Origin of the sequence: Chryseolinea serpens (genome assembly GCF_900129725.1) — a bacterium.
GTDB lineage: Bacteria > Bacteroidota > Bacteroidia > Cytophagales > Cyclobacteriaceae > Chryseolinea > Chryseolinea serpens.
Genome location: NZ_FQWQ01000002.1, coordinates 58,669 through 80,985, shown reverse-complemented (window position 1 = coordinate 80,985; position 22,317 = coordinate 58,669). Strand labels below are relative to the sequence as shown.

General features: G+C 51.4%; 20 protein-coding genes. 13 read left to right on the top strand and 7 right to left on the bottom strand.

What is annotated here, in order from left to right; all coding sequences use genetic code 11:
- Window positions 1-430: 430 nt before the first annotated feature.
- From BUB30_RS14455 to BUB30_RS14445, 3 genes are read left to right on the top strand one after another with little or no spacing between them, the layout of a single operon-like run.
- Window positions 431-1,123: a succinate dehydrogenase cytochrome b subunit gene (locus BUB30_RS14455; RefSeq protein WP_073135339.1), complete on the top strand. Its 693-nt coding sequence runs from the start codon at window positions 431-433 to the stop codon at window positions 1,121-1,123.
- Window positions 1,124-1,171: 48 nt separating this feature from the next.
- Window positions 1,172-3,091 carry a fumarate reductase/succinate dehydrogenase flavoprotein subunit gene (locus tag BUB30_RS14450; protein ID WP_073135337.1) on the top strand — a complete coding sequence of 640 codons (1,920 nt, stop codon included), beginning with the start codon at window positions 1,172-1,174 and terminating at the stop codon, window positions 3,089-3,091.
- Between the two features lies 1 nt (window position 3,092).
- Window positions 3,093-3,860, top strand: coding sequence for a succinate dehydrogenase/fumarate reductase iron-sulfur subunit (locus BUB30_RS14445; RefSeq protein WP_073135336.1), 768 nt, complete (start codon window positions 3,093-3,095; stop codon window positions 3,858-3,860).
- Window positions 3,861-4,150: 290 nt separating this feature from the next.
- Here the strand turns inward: BUB30_RS14445 and BUB30_RS14440 are convergent, their stop codons facing one another.
- Window positions 4,151-4,666: a hypothetical protein gene (locus BUB30_RS14440; protein WP_073135334.1), complete on the bottom strand. Its 516-nt coding sequence runs from the start codon at window positions 4,664-4,666 to the stop codon at window positions 4,151-4,153.
- Window positions 4,667-4,809: 143 nt separating this feature from the next.
- Here BUB30_RS14440 and BUB30_RS14435 point away from each other — a divergent pair, with 143 nt between their 5' ends.
- The 3 genes from BUB30_RS14435 to BUB30_RS14425 all read left to right on the top strand — a co-directional run bounded on the left by BUB30_RS14435 (window position 4,810) and on the right by BUB30_RS14425 (window position 7,323).
- Complete coding sequence (locus BUB30_RS14435; protein WP_073135332.1) at window positions 4,810-6,174, top strand: LPP20 family lipoprotein; 1,365 nt, start codon at window positions 4,810-4,812, stop codon at window positions 6,172-6,174.
- Between the two features lie 90 nt (window positions 6,175-6,264).
- Complete coding sequence (locus BUB30_RS14430) at window positions 6,265-6,834, top strand: hypothetical protein (RefSeq protein ID WP_073135330.1); 570 nt, start codon at window positions 6,265-6,267, stop codon at window positions 6,832-6,834.
- An 84-nt stretch (window positions 6,835-6,918) separates the two neighbouring features.
- Complete coding sequence (locus tag BUB30_RS14425) at window positions 6,919-7,323, top strand: DUF3052 domain-containing protein (protein ID WP_073135328.1); 405 nt, start codon at window positions 6,919-6,921, stop codon at window positions 7,321-7,323.
- Window positions 7,324-7,327: 4 nt separating this feature from the next.
- Here BUB30_RS14425 and BUB30_RS14420 read toward each other — a convergent pair whose 3' ends face one another.
- Window positions 7,328-8,014 (bottom strand): hypothetical protein, encoded by a 687-nt coding sequence (locus BUB30_RS14420; protein WP_073135326.1) that lies wholly within the window; start codon window positions 8,012-8,014, stop codon window positions 7,328-7,330.
- A gap of 458 nt (window positions 8,015-8,472) precedes the next feature.
- On the opposite strand from BUB30_RS14420, the gene BUB30_RS14415 reads away from it, so the two are divergent.
- Genes BUB30_RS14415 through BUB30_RS14405 form a run of 3 tightly spaced genes read left to right on the top strand, consistent with a single transcriptional unit; the run spans window position 8,473 to window position 11,994 of the window.
- Window positions 8,473-10,605: a HEPN domain-containing protein gene (locus BUB30_RS14415; protein WP_073135324.1), complete on the top strand. Its 2,133-nt coding sequence runs from the start codon at window positions 8,473-8,475 to the stop codon at window positions 10,603-10,605.
- Complete coding sequence (gene cobA / locus BUB30_RS14410; protein WP_073135322.1) at window positions 10,602-11,387, top strand: uroporphyrinogen-III C-methyltransferase; 786 nt, start codon at window positions 10,602-10,604, stop codon at window positions 11,385-11,387. Before BUB30_RS14415 ends, cobA begins: the two co-directional genes overlap by 4 nt.
- A 13-nt stretch (window positions 11,388-11,400) precedes the next feature.
- A complete protein-coding gene (locus BUB30_RS14405; protein ID WP_073135320.1) occupies window positions 11,401-11,994 on the top strand; it encodes a precorrin-2 dehydrogenase/sirohydrochlorin ferrochelatase family protein in 594 nt (197 codons plus the stop codon).
- A 73-nt stretch (window positions 11,995-12,067) separates the two neighbouring features.
- On the opposite strand, the gene nth is transcribed toward BUB30_RS14405, so the two are convergent.
- Together nth and BUB30_RS14395 are read right to left on the bottom strand one after the other, a co-directional pair.
- The gene (gene nth / locus BUB30_RS14400) at window positions 12,068-12,703 is read right to left on the bottom strand and encodes an endonuclease III (protein ID WP_073135319.1); all 636 of its coding nucleotides are present in this window, start codon (window positions 12,701-12,703) and stop codon (window positions 12,068-12,070) included.
- A gap of 41 nt (window positions 12,704-12,744) precedes the next feature.
- Window positions 12,745-13,944, bottom strand: coding sequence for an exo-beta-N-acetylmuramidase NamZ family protein (locus tag BUB30_RS14395; RefSeq protein ID WP_073135317.1), 1,200 nt, complete (start codon window positions 13,942-13,944; stop codon window positions 12,745-12,747).
- Between the two features lie 83 nt (window positions 13,945-14,027).
- On the opposite strand from BUB30_RS14395, the gene BUB30_RS14390 reads away from it, so the two are divergent.
- Together BUB30_RS14390 and BUB30_RS14385 are read left to right on the top strand one after the other, a co-directional pair.
- Window positions 14,028-15,257: an ABC transporter permease gene (locus tag BUB30_RS14390; RefSeq protein WP_073135316.1), complete on the top strand. Its 1,230-nt coding sequence runs from the start codon at window positions 14,028-14,030 to the stop codon at window positions 15,255-15,257.
- 215 nt (window positions 15,258-15,472) lie between these two features.
- Window positions 15,473-15,895, top strand: coding sequence for a hypothetical protein (locus BUB30_RS14385; RefSeq protein WP_143164930.1), 423 nt, complete (start codon window positions 15,473-15,475; stop codon window positions 15,893-15,895).
- Window positions 15,896-15,914: 19 nt separating this feature from the next.
- Here the strand turns inward: BUB30_RS14385 and BUB30_RS14380 are convergent, their stop codons facing one another.
- Window positions 15,915-16,670: a polyprenol monophosphomannose synthase gene (locus tag BUB30_RS14380; protein WP_073135313.1), complete on the bottom strand. Its 756-nt coding sequence runs from the start codon at window positions 16,668-16,670 to the stop codon at window positions 15,915-15,917.
- 437 nt (window positions 16,671-17,107) lie between these two features.
- On the opposite strand from BUB30_RS14380, the gene BUB30_RS14375 reads away from it, so the two are divergent.
- Window positions 17,108-17,527 carry an SRPBCC family protein gene (locus BUB30_RS14375; protein ID WP_073135311.1) on the top strand — a complete coding sequence of 140 codons (420 nt, stop codon included), beginning with the start codon at window positions 17,108-17,110 and terminating at the stop codon, window positions 17,525-17,527.
- A 52-nt stretch (window positions 17,528-17,579) separates the two neighbouring features.
- Here the strand turns inward: BUB30_RS14375 and BUB30_RS14370 are convergent, their stop codons facing one another.
- Complete coding sequence (locus tag BUB30_RS14370) at window positions 17,580-19,706, bottom strand: elongation factor G (protein WP_073135309.1); 2,127 nt, start codon at window positions 19,704-19,706, stop codon at window positions 17,580-17,582.
- A 254-nt stretch (window positions 19,707-19,960) separates the two neighbouring features.
- Between BUB30_RS14370 and BUB30_RS14365 the strand changes: the two genes are divergently transcribed.
- Window positions 19,961-20,809, top strand: coding sequence for a DUF4412 domain-containing protein (locus BUB30_RS14365; protein ID WP_178377114.1), 849 nt, complete (start codon window positions 19,961-19,963; stop codon window positions 20,807-20,809).
- Between the two features lie 80 nt (window positions 20,810-20,889).
- Here the strand turns inward: BUB30_RS14365 and BUB30_RS14360 are convergent, their stop codons facing one another.
- Complete coding sequence (locus BUB30_RS14360) at window positions 20,890-22,287, bottom strand: type III PLP-dependent enzyme domain-containing protein (RefSeq protein ID WP_073135306.1); 1,398 nt, start codon at window positions 22,285-22,287, stop codon at window positions 20,890-20,892.
- Window positions 22,288-22,317 lie beyond the last annotated feature (30 nt).

Sequence of the window (22,317 nt, the reverse complement as noted above, 5' to 3'; positions counted from 1 at the left end):
CACCATCATTTCAATTGTAACAGCGGGATTTTAGTTCTGTGGACGGCAATTAATGGGCTTCCAGAAATGGGAAATGGATACAATTTTGATTCTTAAATCTGCATTGGCATCTAAATCAAACTGTGCTAATTGGCTGATATTCAATGGATATTGAAGTAGGGCCTGATATTTGGCATAGGGTAGAAAATTGTTTTTAAAGCTATGAAACGCTTGTTCTCTTGGATTATGAATTTTGTGCGGAAAGAATGGTTCTTACTGATCGCCGTCGTGGCCATTTCCATCATTATCCTCCTGTTTGAGCTTCTCTGATCGGCGTTTCCCTTACGTAGAAAGGTTTATTTAGAATTTTTATAAAGTGAGGTTGGTCTTGGTGGAATAGGGTTTGCGAAGTAATTTTGGCCACATTCAAAATTTTTCGACAACTACATCTATGAATTGGTTTACCAACCTTCTGACCAGCACGCTGGGCAGAAAACTTCTGATGGCCCTCACCGGTCTCTTTCTAATTCTCTTTCTCGTCGTTCACCTTATCGGAAATCTTCAACTCTTAAAGCATGACGACGGCCATGCGTTCAATGTCTATGCTCAGTTCATGACCAGCAACCCGCTGATCAAGATCGTCTCTTATGTTAACTACACCATCATCCTGGTCCACATTCTTTGGGCCATCATGCTCACCTCGCACAACAGAAAGGCACGTGGCAGTGAAGGATATGCCGTAAGCAAAAACTCTTCCGCCTGGACCTCCCGCAACATGGGAATTTTAGGTAGCATCATCTTTATCTTCCTGGTGATTCACTTGAAAGGATTCTGGTACGAAATGCACTGGGGAGGAATTCAAACGGTTGACTACGAAGGTAAAACAGTAAAGAATTTGTATTTAGTTGTAGCCGCAGCCTACGCTCAATTCTGGTACGCGGCCCTCTATGTGGTCTCCATGCTGATCCTGGGCTTTCACTTGTGGCACGGCTTCGCCAGTTCGTTCCAGACACTGGGCTTGAATCACCCGAAATACAACCCCATTATTCGTTTTGTGGGAAGAGCCTTCGCCATCGTCGTGCCCGTATTGTTTGCGTTGATCCCCATTTGGATGTATCTGAACCAAGACATTTATAACAAATAGCAATTAGCCGGACCTTAGCCGTGGTCCCGACCCAAAATAAACAGACAGATGAAATTAGATTCTAAAATTCCCGAAGGCCCTTTAGCGGAGAAATGGACAAAACACAAGTTCAACCTCAAGCTGGTCAACCCGGCGAATAAGCGCAAGTATGATATAATCGTCGTCGGCACCGGACTGGCGGGCGCCTCGGCAGCCGCATCGCTCGGAGAGTTGGGCTACAACGTAAAAGCATTCTGTTTCCAGGACAGCCCCCGTCGTGCACACAGCATCGCGGCACAAGGCGGTATCAACGCAGCAAAGAACTATCAGAACGACGGCGACAGCGTCTACCGTTTGTTCTACGACACCATTAAAGGTGGTGACTACAGAGCACGCGAAGGCAACGTTTACCGCCTTGCCGAAGTGAGCGTGAACATCATCGACCAGTGCGTGGCACAAGGCGTACCCTTCGCCCGCGAATATGGCGGTCTGTTGGCCAACCGCTCTTTTGGTGGTGCACAGGTATCCAGAACCTTCTACGCCCGCGGTCAAACCGGGCAACAACTTTTGCTCGGTGCCTACTCAGCCCTGAACCGCCAGATCGCCAACGGCAAAGTGACGATGTACACCCGGTCCGAGATGCTCGACGTAGTCATCGTCGACGGCAAAGCCCGCGGCATCATCACCCGCGACCTGGTGTCGGGTAAAATAGAATCACACTCTGCTCACGCTGTGTTGCTTTGCACCGGCGGATATGGCAACGTGTTCTTCCTTTCCACCAACGCCAAAGGCTCGAACGTAACGGCGGCCTGGAGAGCGCACAAGAAAGGCGCTTTGTTTGGCAACCCTTGCTATACACAAATTCACCCTACGTGTATCCCGGTTTCGGGAGATCACCAATCCAAGCTCACACTCATGTCGGAGTCGTTGCGTAACGATGGCCGCGTGTGGGTGCCGAAAGTGGCGCGCCCCGGATTGAAAGCGAAAGATGCTGCCGCCATCCCCGAAGCGGACCGCGATTACTTCCTCGAAAGAAAATATCCTTCGTTCGGTAACCTCGTTCCCCGCGACGTGGCCTCCCGCAACGCCAAGCAAATGTGCGACGAAGGCCGCGGCGTAGGATCCGGCCTGGCCGTGTTCCTGGATTTTGCCGATGCCATCAAGCGCGATGGAAAGAAAACCATCGAAGCGAAATACGGCAACCTGTTCGATATGTATCAACAGATCACCGGCGACAATCCCTATGAAGGGCCGATGATGATTTACCCCGCCGTTCACTACACCATGGGCGGTCTTTGGGTGGACTATAACTTAATGACTACTGTTCCCGGCTTGTACGCCCTCGGCGAAGCCAACTTCTCCGATCACGGCGCAAACCGCCTCGGCGCCAGCGCCCTCATGCAAGGCCTGGCCGACGGATACTTTGTGATCCCTTACACCATCGGCGACTACCTCGCAGGTTTGCCCACCGAGAAAGTGAGCACCGACCGTCCCGAGTTCAAAGAGGCCATCGAGAAAGTGAACAGCACCGTTCAGAAATTCCTTTCGATCAAAGGCAAGAAGACTGTAGACGAATTCCATCGCGAGCTCGGCTTGCTGATGTGGGAGTTCTGTGGCATGTCGCGTAACGATGCGGGCTTGAGAGGAGCCAAGCAAAAGATACAAACCCTGAAAACGGAATTCTGGAAGGATGTGAACGTGCTGGGTGGCGGAAACGAGCTGAATCAGGAATTGGAAAAAGCCATGCGCGTAGCCGACTTCATCGAGTTGGGCGAACTGATGGTGGACGATGCTTTGAACCGCACCGAATCCTGCGGCGGTCACTTCCGCGAAGAATCACAAACACCCGATGGCGAAGCACTGCGCAAAGATGATCAGTTCACCTATGTGTCGGCCTGGGAGTTTAAAGGCGAGAACCAACCGGAAGAACTTCACAAGGAGCCCCTGGTATTTGAAAATGTTAAATTGACTCAAAGAAGCTACAAATAATATGAAGATTAACCTGAAGATTTGGCGCCAGAAAAACAAGGATACTAAAGGTTCCTTCAAATCATATCAATTGGATCACGTGTCGGCCGACATGTCCTTCCTGGAAATGCTGGACGTCCTGAACAACGACCTCATTCACAAAGGTGAAGAGTCTGTAGCTTTCGATCACGACTGTCGTGAAGGGATTTGCGGCATGTGCAGCCTCTATATCAACGGTCGTCCGCACGGCCCGCAGCAAACCACGACGTGCCAGTTGCACATGCGCACGTTCAAAGATGGCGAGACCATTGTGATCGAGCCTTGGAGAGCAAAAGCATTCCCCGTCATCCGCGACCTCGTCGTAGACCGCACGGCCTTCGATCGCATCCAGCAGGCAGGCGGCTATGTGTCGGTGAACACCGGCGGCGTGCCCGATGCCAACGAAATACCCATTGCTAAAAAAGTAGCCGACGAAGCGTTTGACTCAGCAGCGTGTATCGGCTGTGGCGCTTGCGTGGCGGCATGTAAGAACGCTTCCGCCATGTTGTTCGTGAGCGCGAAAGTATCGCAGCTCGCCCTCTTGCCACAAGGAAAACCCGAGCGCAAAGAACGCGTGGAGAAAATGGTAGCACAGATGGATGAAGAAGGATTCGGCGCTTGCACCAACACCGGTGCCTGCGAAGCGGAATGTCCCAAGGGCATCAGTCTAACCAACATCGCGCGCATGAACCGCGAGTACTTTGGAGCCATTACTACTTCGTATGAAGTGAAAGTTGGCGGAGGGGATTAAGAAGAAAATCAACATTCGAAAAAAGGCGGCTATCTTCAGGGTGGCCGCCTTTTTTTATGGACACTGGTGTGGTTCAACCCCAGGTAAATACAAGTCATATTCGAAATAGCAAAGTCCCCGAGGCGGAGACTTTGCTATGCGTGACGCGCCATAGGGGAATGGATTGCGGCTACTTTCGTATCCTTAAGGGCTGTCACTGTCCAAATCAAAATCTCCCGTCTCGGGGACTTTGATTTCTCAAAAAAAAAGGCCGCCTTTGGGGCAGCCTTCTACGTTTTATAATTTTGTATCTACTCGCTCTTGCAGGCGCTTATTCCCAAACGTCCCGAGCTCACATCCGAACTGGCGGCCTGGCCGATGTTTCCGGCGGCCAGGATGATGTCCCGGTCGGGTCCGGTAGCACCCAGGTGCACCTTCACGCAGGCGTTCAATTGCAACAGTTGTGCATAAGTGACTTTCGATTCATCTGCCAATTGCAGCAGGTTGGTTTCGCTGGCGCCGCTCTTTCCCTGGACGGGGTTCAACAGGGCTGCAACTGCCGCGTCGGGGGCCGCGATGTTGCCCATGTGAAGGTGAACGGGAAATTCTGCTGTGCCTTCCGTGCCCGTCAGGGCCAGGTCGATCAAGGCAGTTCCATCTTTCTTTTCTTTAAAGGTCACCGTTCCACTGATGTTGTAGGTGGATCCGGCTTGCAAGGAATACACGGTTTGGTTACCCGTTAAATCCGAATTTACGGCTTGTTCGCTTTCGCGGCAGGCTGAAAGCAGCATGCCCATGGTCAATACCCCCAGAATCAACTTTTTCATATACCCCGTCATTTGGTTATTAAAGGTAAATATTTTGGTACATACTTCACTATTTGAACCTTATTCCCCGTTAGATTTGTCTGTTTGGTCAAGATTGGCATGGAAGTGGCATCTGACTAACGTAATCGGTAAAAAGTTATTTTGTGAAAAGATTCTTTGCGGTTCTCATCGTCCTGGCAGCCTGCAGTCCCAAGGTGCAGCCGCCCGATCCGGAATCATTGAAACCCTCGTGGCTCAAAACAACCCCTTACCAGGATGGCTACTATACCGGCATTGGCCACAGCGTAAAAGACGGCACCAACAACTACATCCAATCCGCCAAGAAAAGCGCCCTCGATGACCTGGTTTCGGAGATCAAGGTGAATGTATCCAGCACCTCCGTGCTCAGCCAGCTGGAGTTGGATAAAAAGCTCACCGAACAATACCAACAGGTCATCCAAACCACCGCCGCCGACGAAATCGAAGAATTTGAATTGGTCGACGCCTGGGAAGACAACGCCAACTATTGGGTGTACTACCGCCTCTCCATCGCCCGTTATCGCCAGATCAAGGAAGAGCAAAAGCAAAACGCCACGTTGCTGGCCACCGACTATCTGCAAAAGGCAAGACAGGCCGAGAAAGGCGGCGAACGTCTTCAGGCGATCGGATTATATTTTCAGGCGTTTCGAAGCCTGGAGAAGTACCTGGGAGAAGCGATCCGCGTCACGGTAGACGGCAAAGAGATTTTGTTGGTCAACGAGATCTACAGCTCGCTGCAAAGCATTCTGGATAAAGTGAGTATCCGCGTCACGCCGTCCGAGATCACCCTAAACCGGCGCGTAAACCAGACCTCGCAAACCGTCACCGCCAAGGCCACTTATAAAGACAACAACAAACCTTCAGAAGGATTGCCCCTGGCCGCTGCCTTTGAAAAGGGCGCGGGCGATGTTTACCCCACCTACAAAGCCGACAACACCGGGCAGGCAAAGATCCTGCTCACCAAGATCGGCTCGAAAGACCTGGAACAAACCGTGGCCGTAAAAGTGGATATCGATGCCTTGAGTGGTGCCGGAAGCTCGCCGCTCTATGCCATCATTGCCAAAACCCTGAATGTTCCCCGCGCCCAGGTAGACCTCAAGGTGCAGCGCCCCATCGTTTTTCTAACCGCACAAGAGAAGACCTTCGGCCAGCAAAAGGCCAACCTCCAGATCAGCAACAAGCTCAAAAACCTGTTGGCCAACAACGGCTTTGAGTTCACGGACGATAAAAAGACCGCCGACCTCTGGTTTGATGTTACTGCCGACTCGGAAAAAGGCTCTATCTCCGGAAGCATTTACATCACCTACCTTACAAGCGTAATCAAAGTTTCAACCGTTAAAGAAAGTAAGGAGATCTACGCCACTACCTTCGACCGCATTAAAGGCTATGGCCTCGACTATGACAAGTCCAGCGTGGATGCGTACAACAAAACCATGGAAACCCTGGAAAAGGAGCGCATGAATGAATTGCTGAACACCGTATTGCAATGATTTTTGTTGCGGTCGCTGGTTTGGGATGGACTGAGACTTTGGTATTTAAATTGTTTACATATAACTTACTATAACTAAATAATGTCGAGTATGAAACGAATCACCTATTCTACCTTGATGCTGGTTGCTCTCGGAAGCGTTCTTCTGGATGCTTGTAAAAGCAAAGAGAAGACCCCGAAAGGCGAAACAGAAGTAAACGTACCGTGTTCGGGCCCTGATTTCTTTACCACAAGCAAATTCTTCCGCGCCAACTCCATCGGCGAAAGCCAGGACCAGGTGACGTCGAAGAAGAAAGCCTTGGCCAACGCACGTGCAGAACTTGCGGCCAGCATTCAGACCACCGTAAAAGCCGTTACCGACAACTACACCAACTCCCGTGAAATGAACAACAAGGAACAGGTGGAGGAACGTTTCGAGCAACTGAACCGCGAGATCGTGGATCAGAAACTCACCGGCCTCAAAACCATTTGCGAAAAGCTGATGAAGACCGAGAACGCCACCTACAAAACCTACATCGCGATCGAACTGTCGGCCGAAGAACTGGTGGCTACCTACAACGAACGTCTTTCCAAAGACGATCGCCTGAAGATCGACTACGACTACGAGAAGTTCAAGGATACCTTTGAAAAGGAAATGGAGAAAATGGGTAACAACAACTAAGCCCACGCTTCAATTTTCTGCACAGATGCCTCGGTAATCACCGGGGCATTTTGCATTTTAGGGTAGACCAAATCCCCCTCTCGCATGGCAGGCTATTCCGGCACACCCCTCCTTAAAAAGCTCGGCATCAAAGAAAACACCAGCGTCTATGCCTTCAAGCCGCCGGCCGACTACTTCGATCTGCTGGGCGCACTGCCAGAAGGCGTCACCGTGAAAGAGAAAGCGGCAGGCGCATTGGATTTCATTCACATCTTTGTGAAGGAACAGGCCGTGTTCGAGAAGGAATTTCTGCGCGGGCAGAAGCTTCTGAAGAAAGACGGTATGCTATGGGTGTCGTGGCCCAAGAAAGCTTCGAAGGTGGCGACAGACCTCGATGAAAATGTGATCCGCGATTTTGGTTTGAAAAATGGATTGGTCGATGTAAAAGTTTGCGCCGTCGACGAGGTGTGGTCGGGGCTGAAATTTGTCGTCCGGTTGAAAGATCGATAGCGATCTACTCCACCAGCTTTTCCGCATGCATCGTTTCGGTGTTCAGCAGCGCAATCAAAAATAAGATCAGGCAAACGCCCACCTGTATCGAGATCGAGAGTTCCTCGCGATAGGCAAACCCAAATAACGCCAGGCAAAGATTCCCAATAAACGTGACGAGAAAGAACCCGCCCGACACGCGCACGATCATTTTCAAAAAGAACAAGCGACTGCTTCGGGTGAATACATTGGCGCCGGTGATGTGCTTCTGGAAGTGGACCACATAAAGATCGGCCACAAAACAATAGCCGATGATCTGTACGAACAACAGAATGTACAAAGCCAGCTCCACACCCTCGCGGACCTCGAGCGGCGCCTGCGCGAAAGACTTTTCCAGCGTCAACGACAGGCAATAGAGGAGGAAGGGAAGGAAATGTTTCCAGGACGACCCGATGGTGCGGCCAGCATCCATCCGGTGTTGACAGTAGAGAAAGAGGAGAGGTCCATACAGCAAACTGACACCACCGGCAGCGTAGCGCAGCAACAGGTTCCCTGCGGGGATCAGCGGTTCCGCAAGCCCAACCGTTAACGACAAAGTATACAGACCGAGGAAGCGCACGGCGTGCTCGTGCGGGGGTCGCTTCACCAACAATAAGAAAAATGAGGTGAGTGTGCCCAGTAAAACTCCCGTTCCGGAAACGAAAGCTAGCATATCGACGTTAGAGCGTTCATAAAGTGATCTGAAACCCGGCTTAAAGTGCGAAGTTGCCAGCGCCGGCGCAGATTTGGATCACCCGTAATCCGTGATTTTTGGTGCAACACATTCGATTGCACTGCGTTACGAACAGTTGTTAAGGCCTAAAGACACAATTTTTATAAAAGATTGATTTGATTTTTGTAAAGCATAGTCTACTTTCGTGATAGATATTATAGAATCGATATAATAGATATAATAGTATATGAAGAATGTGATTTCCTGTACGACCAAGAAGATGAACGCAGCCAAGGTGTGTTGCTGTAAACATCTTGATGCTCACGCAGGAATATCCGGTACGTAAGACAAACACAAATCAAATCGTCTCACAAACACAAAACATACCGAGCCTTTCCTGCCACAGGAAAGGCTCTTTTATTTAAGGACATCACCACCAAACGAACAACCGCTAGAACATGGAAAGCTTTCGCACTGAATTAGAAGACTTGAACAACCCTGTCGTTGCACGCGATATTATTGATCTCTCAAAAAAGATCCAGCTTTTTCGCGACGGCAAGATAGATGACGAGAAATTCCGTAGCCTCCGGCTCGCACGCGGTATCTATGGTCAGCGCCAACCCGGCGTGCAAATGATCCGCATCAAGCTTCCTTTCGGAAGACTGAGCACCAAACAGATCCGCCGCATCGCCGACATCTCCGACGAATACGCCAGCAGCACTCTGCACGCGACGACGCGCCAGGACATCCAGATCCACTACGTGAGCCTGGACAAGACCCCGGAGCTGTGGGCCAAGCTGGAAAAGGACGAGATCACTACGCGCGAAGCCTGCGGAAATACAGTTCGCAACATCACCGCGTCCGCTACGGCCGGCATCGATCCGAAGGAACCCTTCGACGTGTCGCCTTATGCGCATGAAATGTTCCGCTATTTTCTGCGCAATCCCATCTGCCAGGAAATGGGTCGCAAGTTCAAAATTTCATTTTCCTCCAGCGAAGAAGATACCGCCTTCAGCTTCATCCACGACCTGGGTTTTATTCCCCGCATTGTAGATGGCAAGCGTGGCTTTAAAGTGATGATCGGTGGCGGCCTCGGTGCCAACCCAACCCTTGCCGAACTGGCCTATGACTTCCTGGAAGAAGACCAGATCATTCCCTTCGCCGAAGCGGTGCTCCGCGTATTCGATCGCTATGGCGAACGCAACCGCCGCATGAAGGCCCGCTTCAAATTTTTGCTGACCGACATCGGCCTGGAAAAAGTAATGGCGCTGGTGGCCGAAGAAAGAACAGCCATCAAAAACAAATCGTATCCCATCAACACCGCGATCTTACCCGACGCGGTAATCCCCAGCGAAGTTGCCGCGGGTCCGGCGGTGATCGCCGATCAGAAACGCTATGACCGCTGGAAAGACACCAACGTGTTCGAGCAAAAACAACCCGGATTCTTTGGTGTGAACGTGAGAGTTCCCCTGGGCAACTTGTCGTCGAAATTGGCGCGCCAGTTTGCGAACGTGGTGGATCAGTACGCTGCCGACGACATGCGCGTAACGATCAACCAAGGCTATCTCCTCCGCTTCGTGCGCCCCGAGAACCTGACGCACCTCTACGTGGCCCTCGACCAATTGGGTTTGGCCGAACCGGGCTTCGACAGCGTGGCCGACATCACAGCGTGCCCTGGAACGGATACCTGTAACCTCGGCATCTCGGATAGCACCAACATTTCGCTGGCGCTGGAAAAAGTGATCCGCAACGAGTTCCCCGATCTCATCTACAACAACGATATCAAGATCAAGATCAGTGGCTGCCCCAATTCATGCGGTCAACACGGCCTGGCTAGCATCGGTTTGCACGGCAGCACCATCAAAGACAAGCAAGGCAAGGTAATGCCCGCGCTGGTGGTCCTGTTGGGTGGAGGCAAAGTGAAGAACGGCGAAGGCATCATCTCCGACAAGATCATCAAGATCCCCAGCAAACGCGGCCCCGACGCGCTGCGCATCCTGTTTACCGACTACGAGACCAACAGCCTCGAAGGCGAATACTACCACGACTATTTCAAACGCCTTGGCCGCAACCATTTTTATCAATTGCTGAAGCCGCTGGGCGACATCACGGCGGTATTGCCCGAAGAATATATCGACTGGGGCCAGGATCACAATTTCATTCTGCACACCGCCGTGGGCGAATGCGCAGGCGTGATCATCGACTTAGTGGCAACACTGTTGTATGATTCCGAGGATAAATTGGGATGGGCTAAAGAAGCTTATGACCAAGGACTGTATGCCGACTCGATCTATCATAGCTACAGCGCGTTCATCAACAGCGCGAAAGCTTTGTTGCTGGGTCGCGATATCAAACCGAGCACGCAATATCAAACCATCAGCGACTTTCAGAAAGAGTTTGTCGATACCGGCGTGTTTCCTTTCGTAGGCAACTTCAAAGAATACGTGCTTCGCATCAACAAGAACGAACCTTCCGAAGCCTTTGCCGCAAAATTCATTGCCGAGTCGACAAAGTTCATGGAAGATGTGGCCGCTTACCGAGCCGCAGAAACCGGCGAGAACGTCGCAGAAAAAGTAGCCGTAGCAAAATGATACCAACGATATTCACATTCGAAAAAGTACCCCGCCTCACGCTGGTAGGCGCCGGCCCCGGCGATCCGGAGCTGATGACGCTGAAAGGCCTCATGGCCCTGAAGGCCGCCGACGTGGTGCTGTACGACGCGCTGGTGTCGGAAGAGATCCTGAACATGATCCCCGTGCACGTGCCCTCGTTTTCCGTGGGCAAAAGAGCCGGAGCGCATTCGCATACACAAGATGAGATCAACGAATTGATCGTCGACTACGCTTATGTGTATGGTCACGTGGTGCGCTTGAAAGGCGGCGACCCGTTCGTGTTTGGACGTGGCGCGGAAGAAATCGCTTTCGCGGAAGCGCATGGTGTGCAAACCACCGTGGTGCCCGGCATCAGCAGCGCATTGGCGGTTCCCGCTAGTGTGAACATCCCGGTAACGGAACGCGGCGTGAGCGAAAGCTTCTGGGTCATCACCGGCACCACAAAAGCCGGCGAACTATCGGGCGACCTTGCACTGGCGGCGCAATCCACCGCGACGGTAGTCATCCTGATGGGACTCAACAAAGTCAAAGAGATCATGGAATTGTTCCAGGCCCATGGAAAGTCCGGAACACCGGCGGCGATCATTCAGAATGGTACGCTGCCCACACAGCGGCTCGTAACGGGCACCGTGTCAGACATCGCTTCGAAAGCGTCGCTGGCCGGCATCGGCTCACCGGCCATTATGGTGGTGGGCGAAGTGGTGCAGCATGCCCGCGCATTAGCCGCCGTGACACAAGAAGTAGCAACACATTATCAATAGAAAAGTTACCACCATGGAGCGCAATAACCTGTTCCCCGTTTTCCTCAAGCTTGAATCGCTCGACACCCTCATCGTCGGCGGCGGCAACGTAGGCCTTGAAAAATTGACGGCCATCCTGAAGAGCAGCCCCGCAGCTAAAGTCACGCTGGTGGGCCGCACCATTATGGATGACATCAAGGACGTGGCCAAAGCCCATCCTACGGTGAAGCTATACGAAAGAAATTTCAAGCTGTGGGACTTATGGGACAAAGACATCGTTCTCCTGGCAACGGACAATCGCAGTTTGCACGAAGCGATCAAGAAGCTGGCGCGTACCCGCCGCATCCTCACCAACGTGGCCGACACCCCCGACCTCTGTGATTTCTATTTGGGTTCTGTTGTAACAAAAGGAAATCTAAAGATCGGTGTCTCCACCAACGGCAAATCCCCAACTATCTCCAAACGCATCCGCGAATACCTCGACGAAGCGATCCCCGACAACACCAACGAGCTGCTGGACAACATGCAAAAGATCCGCGACCAGATCAAGGGCGACTTTGGTCAGAAGGTGAAGGTGCTGAATGAGATCACAGCATCCTGGCTGGAAGAAGCAGCTGTCGCGAAATAATAAATTGATGGACTGGTTCAAGTGCTCCCACTTGGACCAGTCATAAAGCAAGTCTTCAGACTTGCGAAAGAGGCTAATCCCGCAAATCCTTCCGCATATACTTCGAACAAATGGGACACGTCTCCCAAACATGCCCCCTTGCCGGACAATATTCCCGTCCGAAATAAATGATCTGCAAATGCGCCTTATTCCACTTCGATTCCGGGATCAATCGCTTCAAATCTTTCTCTGTCTGCTCCACACTTTTCCCATTGGATAACCCCCAACGATAGGCGAGCCGATGAATATGCGTATCCACCGGAAACGCAGGCACCCCAAACCACTGCGTCATCACCACCGACGCCGTCTTGTGACCCACCGCAGGCAATTCCTCCAGCGCCTCAAACGAATCGGGCACTTTCCCATCATACTTCTCGATCAGGATCTTCGACAACCCATAAATGCCCTTCGACTTCATCGGCGACAAACCACACGGCTTGATGATCTCGCGAATTTCATCGACACTCATCTTCACCATGTCATAAGGATTGTCGGCCTGTTTGAAAAGGGATGGTGTGGTCTTGTTCACACGCTCGTCCGTGCACTGCGCCGAAAGCAGCACAGAGATCAGCAACGTATAAGCATCCTTGTGATGCAAAGGAATGGGGGGGTGCGGATAGTAATGCTCGAGAATGGCAAGAATGTCGTTTACTTTTTCGGCCTTGGTCATAACGATGTGCTCGCGACGGTCAACAGTTAATAAAATATGACTTAGGGATAAAGCAGATATTTCTTGCGCATCGCCTTGTACTGCTCCAAATCTTTCTGCCACGACGCTCTGATCTGGTCTTCCGAAAGCCCGTCGATGATCTGCTGTCGCAGGGCTTTCGTGCCCGACCACCGCTCGAAGTGTTGAACAAAGAAATGTTCTTTATCAGGGAAGAGCTTATACATGTCGATCAGGTAGTGCAGGTCGACTCTTTTGGCAACGGGCACCTGGCGCAGGTCGAGGCCGTAGCACAGCTTGCCTTCTTGTGGAGGATCGTTTGCCATCCCCGGAATGTCTACCGGCGTGAATTGATAGGGGAGGCTCTTCAGATCGGGATGGCCAATCACCTGGAAGGGCGTCTGCGTGCCGCGGCCCAGGCTGATGGGTGTTCCTTCAAAGAAACAGATGGAGGGATATAGACGCACGGCCTGATCGTTAGGAAGATTTGGCGACGGCTTTAAGGGTAAAGAGTAGGCATCGTTGTGCGTCCAGTTTTTTAAAGGAATAACTTCCAGCTCACATTTCTTTGCGCCTTCCAGCCAGCCTTCACCGTTGATCATCTGTGCATATTCTCCCACGGTGAGGCCGTGAACCACGGGCACGGGGTGCATGCCGATAAACGATTTGAATTCCATCGACAAAACAGGACCATCGATATAGGATGCATTGGGATTGGGCCGGTCCAGCACGATCACCTTCTTTCCATTTTCGGCGCAGGCCTCCATGAGGTAGTGCAGGGTGCCGACATAAGTAAAGAAGCGCACGCCCACATCTTGGATGTCAAAGATCACGATGTCCACATCGGCCAGTTGTTCGGCTGTGGGCTTGCGATTGTTGCCATAGAGTGACACCACGGGCAATCCCGTTTTGGTGTCCACACCATCCTGCACGTGTTCGCCAGCCGCAGCGTTGCCCCGGAAGCCATGCTCCGGCGACATGATCTTGACGATGTTCGCCCCGCGGCTCTTCAACGTGTCGGCCAGGTGGGTTTTACCGACCGTGGCGGTATAGTTGACCACCAACGCCACGCGTTTGCCTTGGAGTTTTGGCAACAACACATCGAGCTGTGCCGCGCCCGTGAGCACGTCCTTCTTTTGGCTTGGGGTGGTCGCTGTGGCCTTGGGCGCAGGAGATGTGGTCTTGGGGCTGGTGCAATACGTGGTATTCCACACGATCAAGAGTAATAGGAGGAGTTTCTTCATGATCCGTTCCGGGCAGTTGATTGTGGTCTGCGGTTATCTTATTTTGCAGAAATCATTAACGGCTGAAAAGTTAGCAATAACACGTGAACCTTTCCTATTTCATATCCAAAAGAATAAGCCGTGAGCAGCAGCAGGGATTTGCGTCGACCATCCATCGCATCGCCATCGCCAGCATTGGCATCGGGTTGGCGGCCAGCATCCTTTCGTTCCTCATCATGCGTGGGTTCCAGGACACGGTGAAGCAGAAAGTATATGGCTTCAACGGCCACATGGTGGTGACCAAATTCACCGGGAGCAGATCGTCCGAAGAAAAGCCGATGAACTATCACGTGGATCCGTACGATCATCCGGAGAAATATCCGTTCGTCACCCACATGCAGGAGTTCGCCCACAAGCCGGGTCTGATCAAGACCGAACAGGACGAGGTGCTGGGAGTCTTTGTGAAGGGCGTGGGGAAGAGTTATGACGTCAACGCGTTTCGCTCCAGCATCGTGGAGGGCAAGTTCTTCGACTTCCCCGACTCGGGGTATGCGCACCAGGTGGTGGTCAGCAAGATCATTGCCCGCAAGCTCAACGCCAAGGTGGGCGACGACCTGGTGGTGCATTTCTTTCAGAACCCCATCCGCTCGCGCAAGCTCACCATCAGTGGCATCTATGAGACCAACCTCTCCGAATATTTCGACAGCAAGGTGATCATCGGCGACATTCGCATGATCCAGAAGCTGAACGACTGGTCCGACAGCCTTGCCGGAGGCTTGGAAGTATTTGTGAAGGATGAAGGCCCCGAAAAGATGGAGGAAGATGCCTTCACTGTTAGCGAGGCGATGGACTTGGATTTTGATGTTCAATTGATCAGCGATAAATACGTCCAGGTGTTTGAGTGGCTCAACCTCATCAGCCGGCAAGTCAACATACTTTTGGTCATTATTCTGACGGTTGTGTGTGTAAACATGATTTCTATTGTGCTGATCCTGGTGATGGAGCGCACGCAGATGATCGGCATGCTCAAGGCTATGGGGGCGACCGACAAGATGATACGGTCTGTTTTCCTTTTTAATGGCATTAATCTGCTGATAAAAGGTCTGGTATTGGGCAATTTGTTGGGTCTTGGATTAAGCGCTTTGCAGTATTATTTCAAAATAATTAAGCTAAACGCACATGATTATTACATGAGCTTCGTGCCTATTTCCTGGAACTGGGAGGTCGTTGCGGTGCTCAACCTTGTAACGCTTTTCGTCGTCACAATTGTGTTATTGGTCCCTACAATGGTCATTGCACGGATAAATCCTATACGTGCCATCCGTTTTGACTGATTAAGAATATATTAAAACTGAAATATTTTTCTATTTTTGTTACATAAGGAGCCCGCCTTATCAGTAACGTTAAAAATGTTATGCAATTAAAATTCAAAAACCCAGTTAGGCCGGACCTAACAAACACGATTCAAAAGAGAAATCGTAGGCTTCAGGCATTCTTCAATGCGAAGAATCTGGACGTACGATTGCACGGAGATGCACAAAACCCGCTTATGGTATTGTGCGGATGCGTAGGCCTGTCAGCCTATGTTCATAACTTCGACCTGCGCATGTTGGACAAGCCCAACCAGGGAGAAGTGATGAAAATTTATAAGCTGACGGAAATCATACAAGGAACGCGCGAAGAAGTGGTGGAGTGGCTGCAGCAATTTCCGCAGATGCCCCTTTATCGGATTCAACACAGCGCTAGTAAATTGTACCTGTGTGGCTTTAACTTTGTAGACCGCGAACAAAAACTGGGACGTTATCCCGTTTTTGCCCGTGAAGACTATCACATCTACAAACAGCACGAAGCCGCAGAGGATATACTGAACATGCTCAAGGAAGATGGCTATGAAGTAGAGATCACCGAACCCGACCTGGAATTGGTGAAATCGCACGTCGGTCCCATAACTTTCGTAGGGTTTCAGGAATAAGTGCGATGGACAAATTGGTTTAAGAAGATTGACCGATTGGGATATACTTCTTAAACCAACTTTGTACGGTCATTTGAAGTACACCGAAAAAAGCTTCCTTAAAGATCCCCGCCGACATCTTGGACTCTCCCCGGGTCCGGTCTGTAAAGATGATAGGCACCTCTTCCAATACGAATCCGTATTTCCAAGCCAGGAATTTCATCTCGATCTGGAACGCATAGCCGACAAATTTCACTTGGTCCAGGGGAATCGTCTCCAATACTTTTTTGCGATAGCAGAGGAAACCGGCCGTCGTGTCGCGGATGGGAATGCTGGTGATGAGCCGCACATAGCTGCTGGCAAAGTAGGATAGCAACACCCGTCCGATGGGCCAGTTCACCACGTTCACCCCCGTAGCATAGCGCGAACCGATGGCCACGTCGCTTTTTCCTTCGGCACAGGCCAGGTAGAGATTGACGAGATCCTTGGGATCGTGCGAAAAGTCAGCATCCATTTCCAGGATGTATTCATAGCCTTTCGCCATCGCATATTTAAAGCCCGTGATGTAGGCCGTGCCCAAGCCAAGTTTGCCGGGGCGCTTCACGAGGTGAAGTTTATGTTCGGTCAGATTATAGTATTGCTGCATTTGCTCCACGATCTGCGGCGTGCCGTCGGGAGAGTTGTCGTCGACAATGAGGACGTGAAATTCTTTTGGCAAAGCAAACACAGCGTCGATGATCGCGCGGATGTTGTCGCGTTCTTTGTAGGTGGGAATAATGACGATTGCGTTGCTCACAGGATGAAGCCTAAGATAACAAATCTATAAAAAGTCATATGTAAAACAATCGTTTCCAATTTCTGATTCCAGCTTTTTTAAGATTATTAGATGGACACAACGGTTTTGCAGATGAACACAGCGACACACACCACCGCAACTTGAGTTGCGGTGGTGATGTTGTGAATTTTTGTTCAGATTATCCATTTCGTTTTGCGGAATCAGGCCGATCAGGCGTCGGTTTTCCTGCATTAAATACCCAGGCGAGCTTAGCGTTTAGACCGCACCGCGTTGTGCGTTAGGCTCCGGGGCCACTAGCCCATTCATTTTTTACAAGAAAGCCACAGACCGAAAAAAAGCGCGTGGATATTTGTAATATTATAAGTATACATATTATATTTGTTTATATAATATAAGACACTTAGTTAATAAAACAGAAAGAAAACAAGAAGAAGCTTATGTGGACTAAATCGCACACCCTGGTGACCCGCGAGGTGACCAAAGAACAACTCTGGAAATTATTCTCCGACGTCGACCGCTGGCACACCTGGGATGCCGGCGTGGAGTATGCCCGCTTGCTGGGTAAATTTGAAGTGGGGGCTCAGTTCATCCTCAAGCCCAAAAAAGGACCCCAGGTGAAGATCAAACTGGTGGAAGTGATCGAGAACCGGAAGTTTGTGGACTGCACGACCTTTCCGTTGGCCAAGATGTATGGTGAACATACGTATGAGGATACACCCGAAGGCCTGCGCATGACCACCACGATGAAAGTGGTAGGTCCTTTGAGTTTCCTGTGGCGCCGGATCGTGGCGCAAGAGATTGCCGATGCCCTCCCCGCCGAAATGGTGGAACAGGTAAAGGCCGCTAAGAAATTGTGATGTAAAGGCCGGAACCATGACCCGGTATGGATCATGGTTCCGACCGGATATTTCAGACGGCTTCCACTTCCTGCAACTGCTTGGATAGTTTTTGCTGAAGTTCGAACGGTACGGATGAAAATTCGGAGAAGGTTTGTGTGAACCGCGCCCGGCCTTGCGACAGCGAACGGAGTGTGGTCGAGTAGCGATCCAATTCGGCCAGCGGTGTCTTGGCTTTGATGACCTGGTAGTTGCCCTTGCTGTCCATGCCCATGATGAGCGACCGGCGGGTTTGAAGATCGCCCATCACTTCGCCCATCACGTCCTCGGGGAGCATGATCTCTACGTCGCAGATCGGCTCCAGCAATTGTGGTTCGCAGCGCAGGAAGGCGTCTTTGAAGGCCATCATGCCCGCGATCTTGAAGGAGATGTCGTTGGAGTCGACGGGGTGCATCTTGCCATCGTAGACCATCACGCGAACGTCGCGCACATACGAGCCGGTGATGGGGCCTTCTTCCATTTTTTCCATCACGCCTTTCAGAATGGAGGGGATGAAGCGTGCGTCGATCACACCGCCCACGATGCAGTTGTAGAACACCAGTTTGCCGCCCCACTCCAGGTCGATCACTTCCTTGCCGCGCACGGGAAACTCCGTGGGCTCGGGCATGCCTTCAAAGTAAGGCTCCACTTTCATGTGCACTTCACCAAACTGGCCTGCGCCACCGGATTGTTTTTTGTGACGGTAGGTAGCGTTGGCCGACTTGCGGATGGTTTCACGATAGGAGATGCGGGGACTTTCGAAGTCTACATGGAGCTTGTATACATTTTCGAGATACCATTTGCACACAGCCAAATGCAGTTCGCCTTGCCCGGAGATGATCAGTTGTTTGATCTCTTTGGAATAGGCCACCATGAGGGTGGGGTCTTCGTGATGGATCTTGTGCAGCACCTCGCCGATCTTTTCGTCGTCATTCTTACTGAAGGCGATCACGGCGGTGCGGATGCGCGGCTCGGGGAAGGTGATGGGCTGCACGGTGATGTCGTAGCCTTTGGCGTGCAGGGTTTGGTTGGTGTAGGTGTCTTTGAGTTTCAGGGTGGCGCCAATGTCGCCGGCCACCAGGCGGTCAACCGGGTTGCGCGACTTGCCGTCGACGATGAACAGTTGGTGGATGCGTTCCACCGCGCCGGTCTGGCTGTTGACGAGTTCGGAGGCGGTGGTCACTTCGCCGGAGATCACTTTGAAGAAGGAGAGTCTGCCGAGGTTGGGTTCGAGGTGGGTTTTGAAGACAAACAGAACGGCGGGTTTGCTGGGGTCGATGGGAAGCTCCTGGCCGTCGGCGCTGAGTTCGGGTTTGGCTTCGGCGGGGCAGGGGGCCACGTTGTCGATGAAACCCATCATGCGGCCGGTGCCCATGTTCTTTTTGGCCGACGTCACAAAAACGGGGAAGACCTCGTGGTGGATCATGCCCAGCTTCAGGCCTTCGCGCATCTCGTCTTCGTCGAGGGTGCCCTGCTCGAAATATTTTTCCATGAGCTTCTCGTCGTTCTCGGCCGCTTTTTCCACCAGTTCGTTGTGGAGGCGGTCGGCCTTTTCTTTTTCGGAGGCGGGGATGGGAAGCTTTTCGGGTTTGCCGCCTTCCGGCGGAAACTTGTACATCACCATCTTCAGCAGGTCGATGATGGCGTTGAAACTCTCGCCCTGGTTGAGGGGATACTGCATTTGTACGACAGCGTTTCCAAACCGCTCTTTGAGTGACTGCAGGGCACTGTCGAAGTTTGACCTGGGGTGGTCAACCAGGTTCACCGCGAAGAGCACCGGCTTTTGGAACTGGTCGATGTAGTCCCAGATCAGTTCGGTGCCTACTTCTACACCGTGTTGCGCGTTGATGACCATCACACAGGTGTCGGCCACGCGTACCGCGGCAATCATTTCGCCTATGAAATCGTCGAACCCTGGGGTGTCGATGATGTTGATCTTGTAGTCGCGCCACTCGGTGTGCATCGACGAGGCGAAGACGGAATTGCCCCGTTCTTGTTCAATGTCATGGAAGTCCGACACCGTGTTTTTACCTTCAATGGTACCCCTCCGGTGAATGATGCCGGCTTCAAAAACCATGTCTTCGGCCAGCAGGGTCTTGCCGGCCTTGGGCGCACCCAGCAGAACAATGTTCTTGAGGTGCTTTTCGTCGTAGATTTTCATGAGCGTTTGGTTTTAGTCGTCGCATGAAGTGCGGTGCTAAAAAATAGCGGGGACGGTCAAGCACACCAGAGAAGCATTTCATAAGGCGAGCGGTTTAGAAAATAAATAAAGGCAGGAATCTTGAATGAATTTAGCCTAAAATGGGGAAACACGAAAGCAAAACCCGGCCGAACATTTTTCTGATTCTTTAGTTATCTTGGATGCCGGTTTCGACAACCCCCCCGAGGCCCATTACCCTAACTAAAAAAATCACCATGAAAAAGACATTGATCCTTCTTCTTCTCCTCACGGTCACACTCACCCACCACATCCACGCGCAAAGCTGGGAGGGTATCATCAATTGGACCATGAAAATGGAGATCACCGATCCCCAAATGAAAGCCCAGATGGACGCCGCCCAGAAACAGATGAGCGACCCCGCCACCCAGGCCAAAATGAAAGAGATGCAGGCTAAAATGGACGATCCCCAATTCAAGGCGATGATGGAGTCCAACCCCCAAATGAAGGCCCAGATCGAAAATATGCTGAAAGCGGCGCAAGGCGGTAACCTCAATTCCATGTTCCCCAAGGGCATGCAGATCAAAGTGAAAAACAACAACTCCATTACCAAAATGGACGGTGGCATGATGTCGAACTGGGAGGTACTGCACCTGACGGACAAGAACACCACCTACCGCCTCGACCGCGAAAACAAAACCTTCTCGGTAATGCCCCAATACACCGCCGATAAAGACAAGGAAAAGGTTGACTATAAAGTGACCAAGACCTCCGAGACCACGAAGATCCTGGGCTATACCTGCACTAAATACGCAGTGGAATCTACCTCCAAAGATCCCGAAGCCAAGAAGTATGCCATGACGCAATTCTTCTGGACCACGACCGACATCAAAGGCATCGACCTGAAAAGCCTTTCCAAGCAACGTATGGGCAATTCACAGCAGTCGCTTTTCTATGAGCAGATCGAAGGTGTTCCGTTGAAAATAGAGATGAACATGCCTCAGGGACACATGGCCATGGAAGTTACGGAGCTCAAAAAACAATCGCTGCCGGCTTCTGACTTTGAAGTGCCTGCCGGATATAAAGAAGTGAAGTCCGCATTCTAGATCGCCTGGAATTATAGACACAAAAAAAACGCAAAGGAGCTCTTTGCGTTTTTTTTATGTCTATGATTTAAGATCCGTTTTTACTTTCCGTACCCGAGCACGCGCAGCATGCTTTCGCTGGTTTGTTCCGGAGCGAAGAGCTGTGTGGTGATCACCCCGTCTTCATCGCGATCGATGAGCACGTGTTTGGGAGCGGGGATGAGGCAGTGTTGAATGCCGCCATAGCCGCCCAGCGATTCCTGGTAGGCGCCAGTGTGGAAGAACCCGATGTAGAGCGGTTCTTCGTCGGTGATCATGGGAAGGAACACTTCACCGGTGTGGGCCTCAGAGTTATAATAGTCCATGCTGTCGCAAGTGAGGCCGCCGATGTTCACTTTGTGGTAGGGGTCATCCCATTTATTCAGCGCGAGCAAAATGTATTTCTGGTTCAGTCCCCAGGCGTCGGGCAGGTGGGTGATGAACGAGCCGTTGATCATGTACCAAAGCTCCTTGTCGTTTTGAAGCTTCTGGTCCACGAGGGAATACAATACCGCGCCGCTTTCGCCAACGGTGTAGCTGCCGAACTCGGTAAAGATGTTGGGCACTGGCACGTTGTTCTTGTCGCAGATCCACTTGATGTTTTCCACGATCTGTTCGATCATGTACTTGTAGTCGTAGTGGAAGGTGAGCGATGTTTTGATCGGGAAGCCGCCACCGATGTCGATGGAGTCGAGCGAATCGCAGATCTTTTTCAGTTCGCAGTATTTGAAGATGAAGCGGCTGAGCTCGCTCCAGTAGTAGGCCGTGTCTTTGATGCCGGTGTTGATGAAGAAGTGCAGCATCTTCAGCGATGCCTTGTCGCTCTTCTCGATCCTTTCCTTGTAGAACGAATTGATGTCGCTGTAGCGGATGCCCAGGCGCGAGGTGTAGAATTCGAACTTGGGTTCTTCGTCGGCCGCCACGCGGATGCCCACTTTGTAGGGCACCTTCACATTCTCTTCGTAGAAATCTATTTCGCCCAGGTTATCCAGGATGGGAATGCAGTTGTTAAAGTCGTCGTTCAGCAGTTCGCTGATGTACTGACGATAGAGCGGCATCTTGAAGCCGTTGCAAAGAATGTAGGTGTCTTTGGTGAGTTTGCCCTGCTCATAGAGTGCGCGCACGATGGGAATGTCGAACGACGACGAGGTTTCCATGTGCACGTCCTTATTCTTCAAAGCCTCCTGCATGATGAAAGAGAAGTGCGAGGACTTTGTACAATAGCAATACGTGTATTTGGCGTTGTATTTGAAACGCTCCAGGGCATTGTTGAACGTGGCCTGCACATAGCGGATGTTTTCGCTGATGCGGGGCAGATACGTCAGCTTCAAGGGCGTGCCATATTCCTTGATGATATCCATCAGGGGCACATCGTTGAACAGCAATTCATGGTCGCGCACCTTAAATTCTTTCTGGGGAAACTCAAAGGTTTGCTCAATCAGCTCGCGATAACTCTTCATTTATGGATAGAATCGTTAAGGGGTTAACCG

What these genes read in the sequence shown, in the direction of transcription:
- cobA (WP_073135322.1), top strand. Translation starts at nt 10,602, where the DNA reads ATGATACCAACGATATTCACATTCGAAAAAGTACCCCGCCTCACGCTG.
- BUB30_RS14375 (WP_073135311.1), top strand. Translation starts at nt 17,108, where the DNA reads ATGTGGACTAAATCGCACACCCTGGTGACCCGCGAGGTGACCAAAGAA.
- nth (WP_073135319.1), bottom strand. Translation starts at nt 12,703, where the DNA reads ATGACCAAGGCCGAAAAAGTAAACGACATTCTTGCCATTCTCGAGCAT.
- BUB30_RS14395 (WP_073135317.1), bottom strand. Translation starts at nt 13,944, where the DNA reads ATGAAGAAACTCCTCCTATTACTCTTGATCGTGTGGAATACCACGTAT.
- BUB30_RS14445 (WP_073135336.1), top strand. Translation starts at nt 3,093, where the DNA reads ATGAAGATTAACCTGAAGATTTGGCGCCAGAAAAACAAGGATACTAAA.
- BUB30_RS14420 (WP_073135326.1), bottom strand. Translation starts at nt 8,014, where the DNA reads ATGCTAGCTTTCGTTTCCGGAACGGGAGTTTTACTGGGCACACTCACC.
- BUB30_RS14360 (WP_073135306.1), bottom strand. Translation starts at nt 22,287, where the DNA reads ATGAAGAGTTATCGCGAGCTGATTGAGCAAACCTTTGAGTTTCCCCAG.
- BUB30_RS14365 (WP_178377114.1), top strand. Translation starts at nt 19,961, where the DNA reads ATGAAAAAGACATTGATCCTTCTTCTTCTCCTCACGGTCACACTCACC.
- BUB30_RS14405 (WP_073135320.1), top strand. Translation starts at nt 11,401, where the DNA reads ATGGAGCGCAATAACCTGTTCCCCGTTTTCCTCAAGCTTGAATCGCTC.
- BUB30_RS14415 (WP_073135324.1), top strand. Translation starts at nt 8,473, where the DNA reads ATGGAAAGCTTTCGCACTGAATTAGAAGACTTGAACAACCCTGTCGTT.
- BUB30_RS14430 (WP_073135330.1), top strand. Translation starts at nt 6,265, where the DNA reads ATGAAACGAATCACCTATTCTACCTTGATGCTGGTTGCTCTCGGAAGC.
- BUB30_RS14385 (WP_143164930.1), top strand. Translation starts at nt 15,473, where the DNA reads ATGGTATTGTGCGGATGCGTAGGCCTGTCAGCCTATGTTCATAACTTC.
- BUB30_RS14455 (WP_073135339.1), top strand. Translation starts at nt 431, where the DNA reads ATGAATTGGTTTACCAACCTTCTGACCAGCACGCTGGGCAGAAAACTT.
- BUB30_RS14370 (WP_073135309.1), bottom strand. Translation starts at nt 19,706, where the DNA reads ATGAAAATCTACGACGAAAAGCACCTCAAGAACATTGTTCTGCTGGGT.
- BUB30_RS14425 (WP_073135328.1), top strand. Translation starts at nt 6,919, where the DNA reads ATGGCAGGCTATTCCGGCACACCCCTCCTTAAAAAGCTCGGCATCAAA.
- BUB30_RS14440 (WP_073135334.1), bottom strand. Translation starts at nt 4,666, where the DNA reads ATGAAAAAGTTGATTCTGGGGGTATTGACCATGGGCATGCTGCTTTCA.
- BUB30_RS14450 (WP_073135337.1), top strand. Translation starts at nt 1,172, where the DNA reads ATGAAATTAGATTCTAAAATTCCCGAAGGCCCTTTAGCGGAGAAATGG.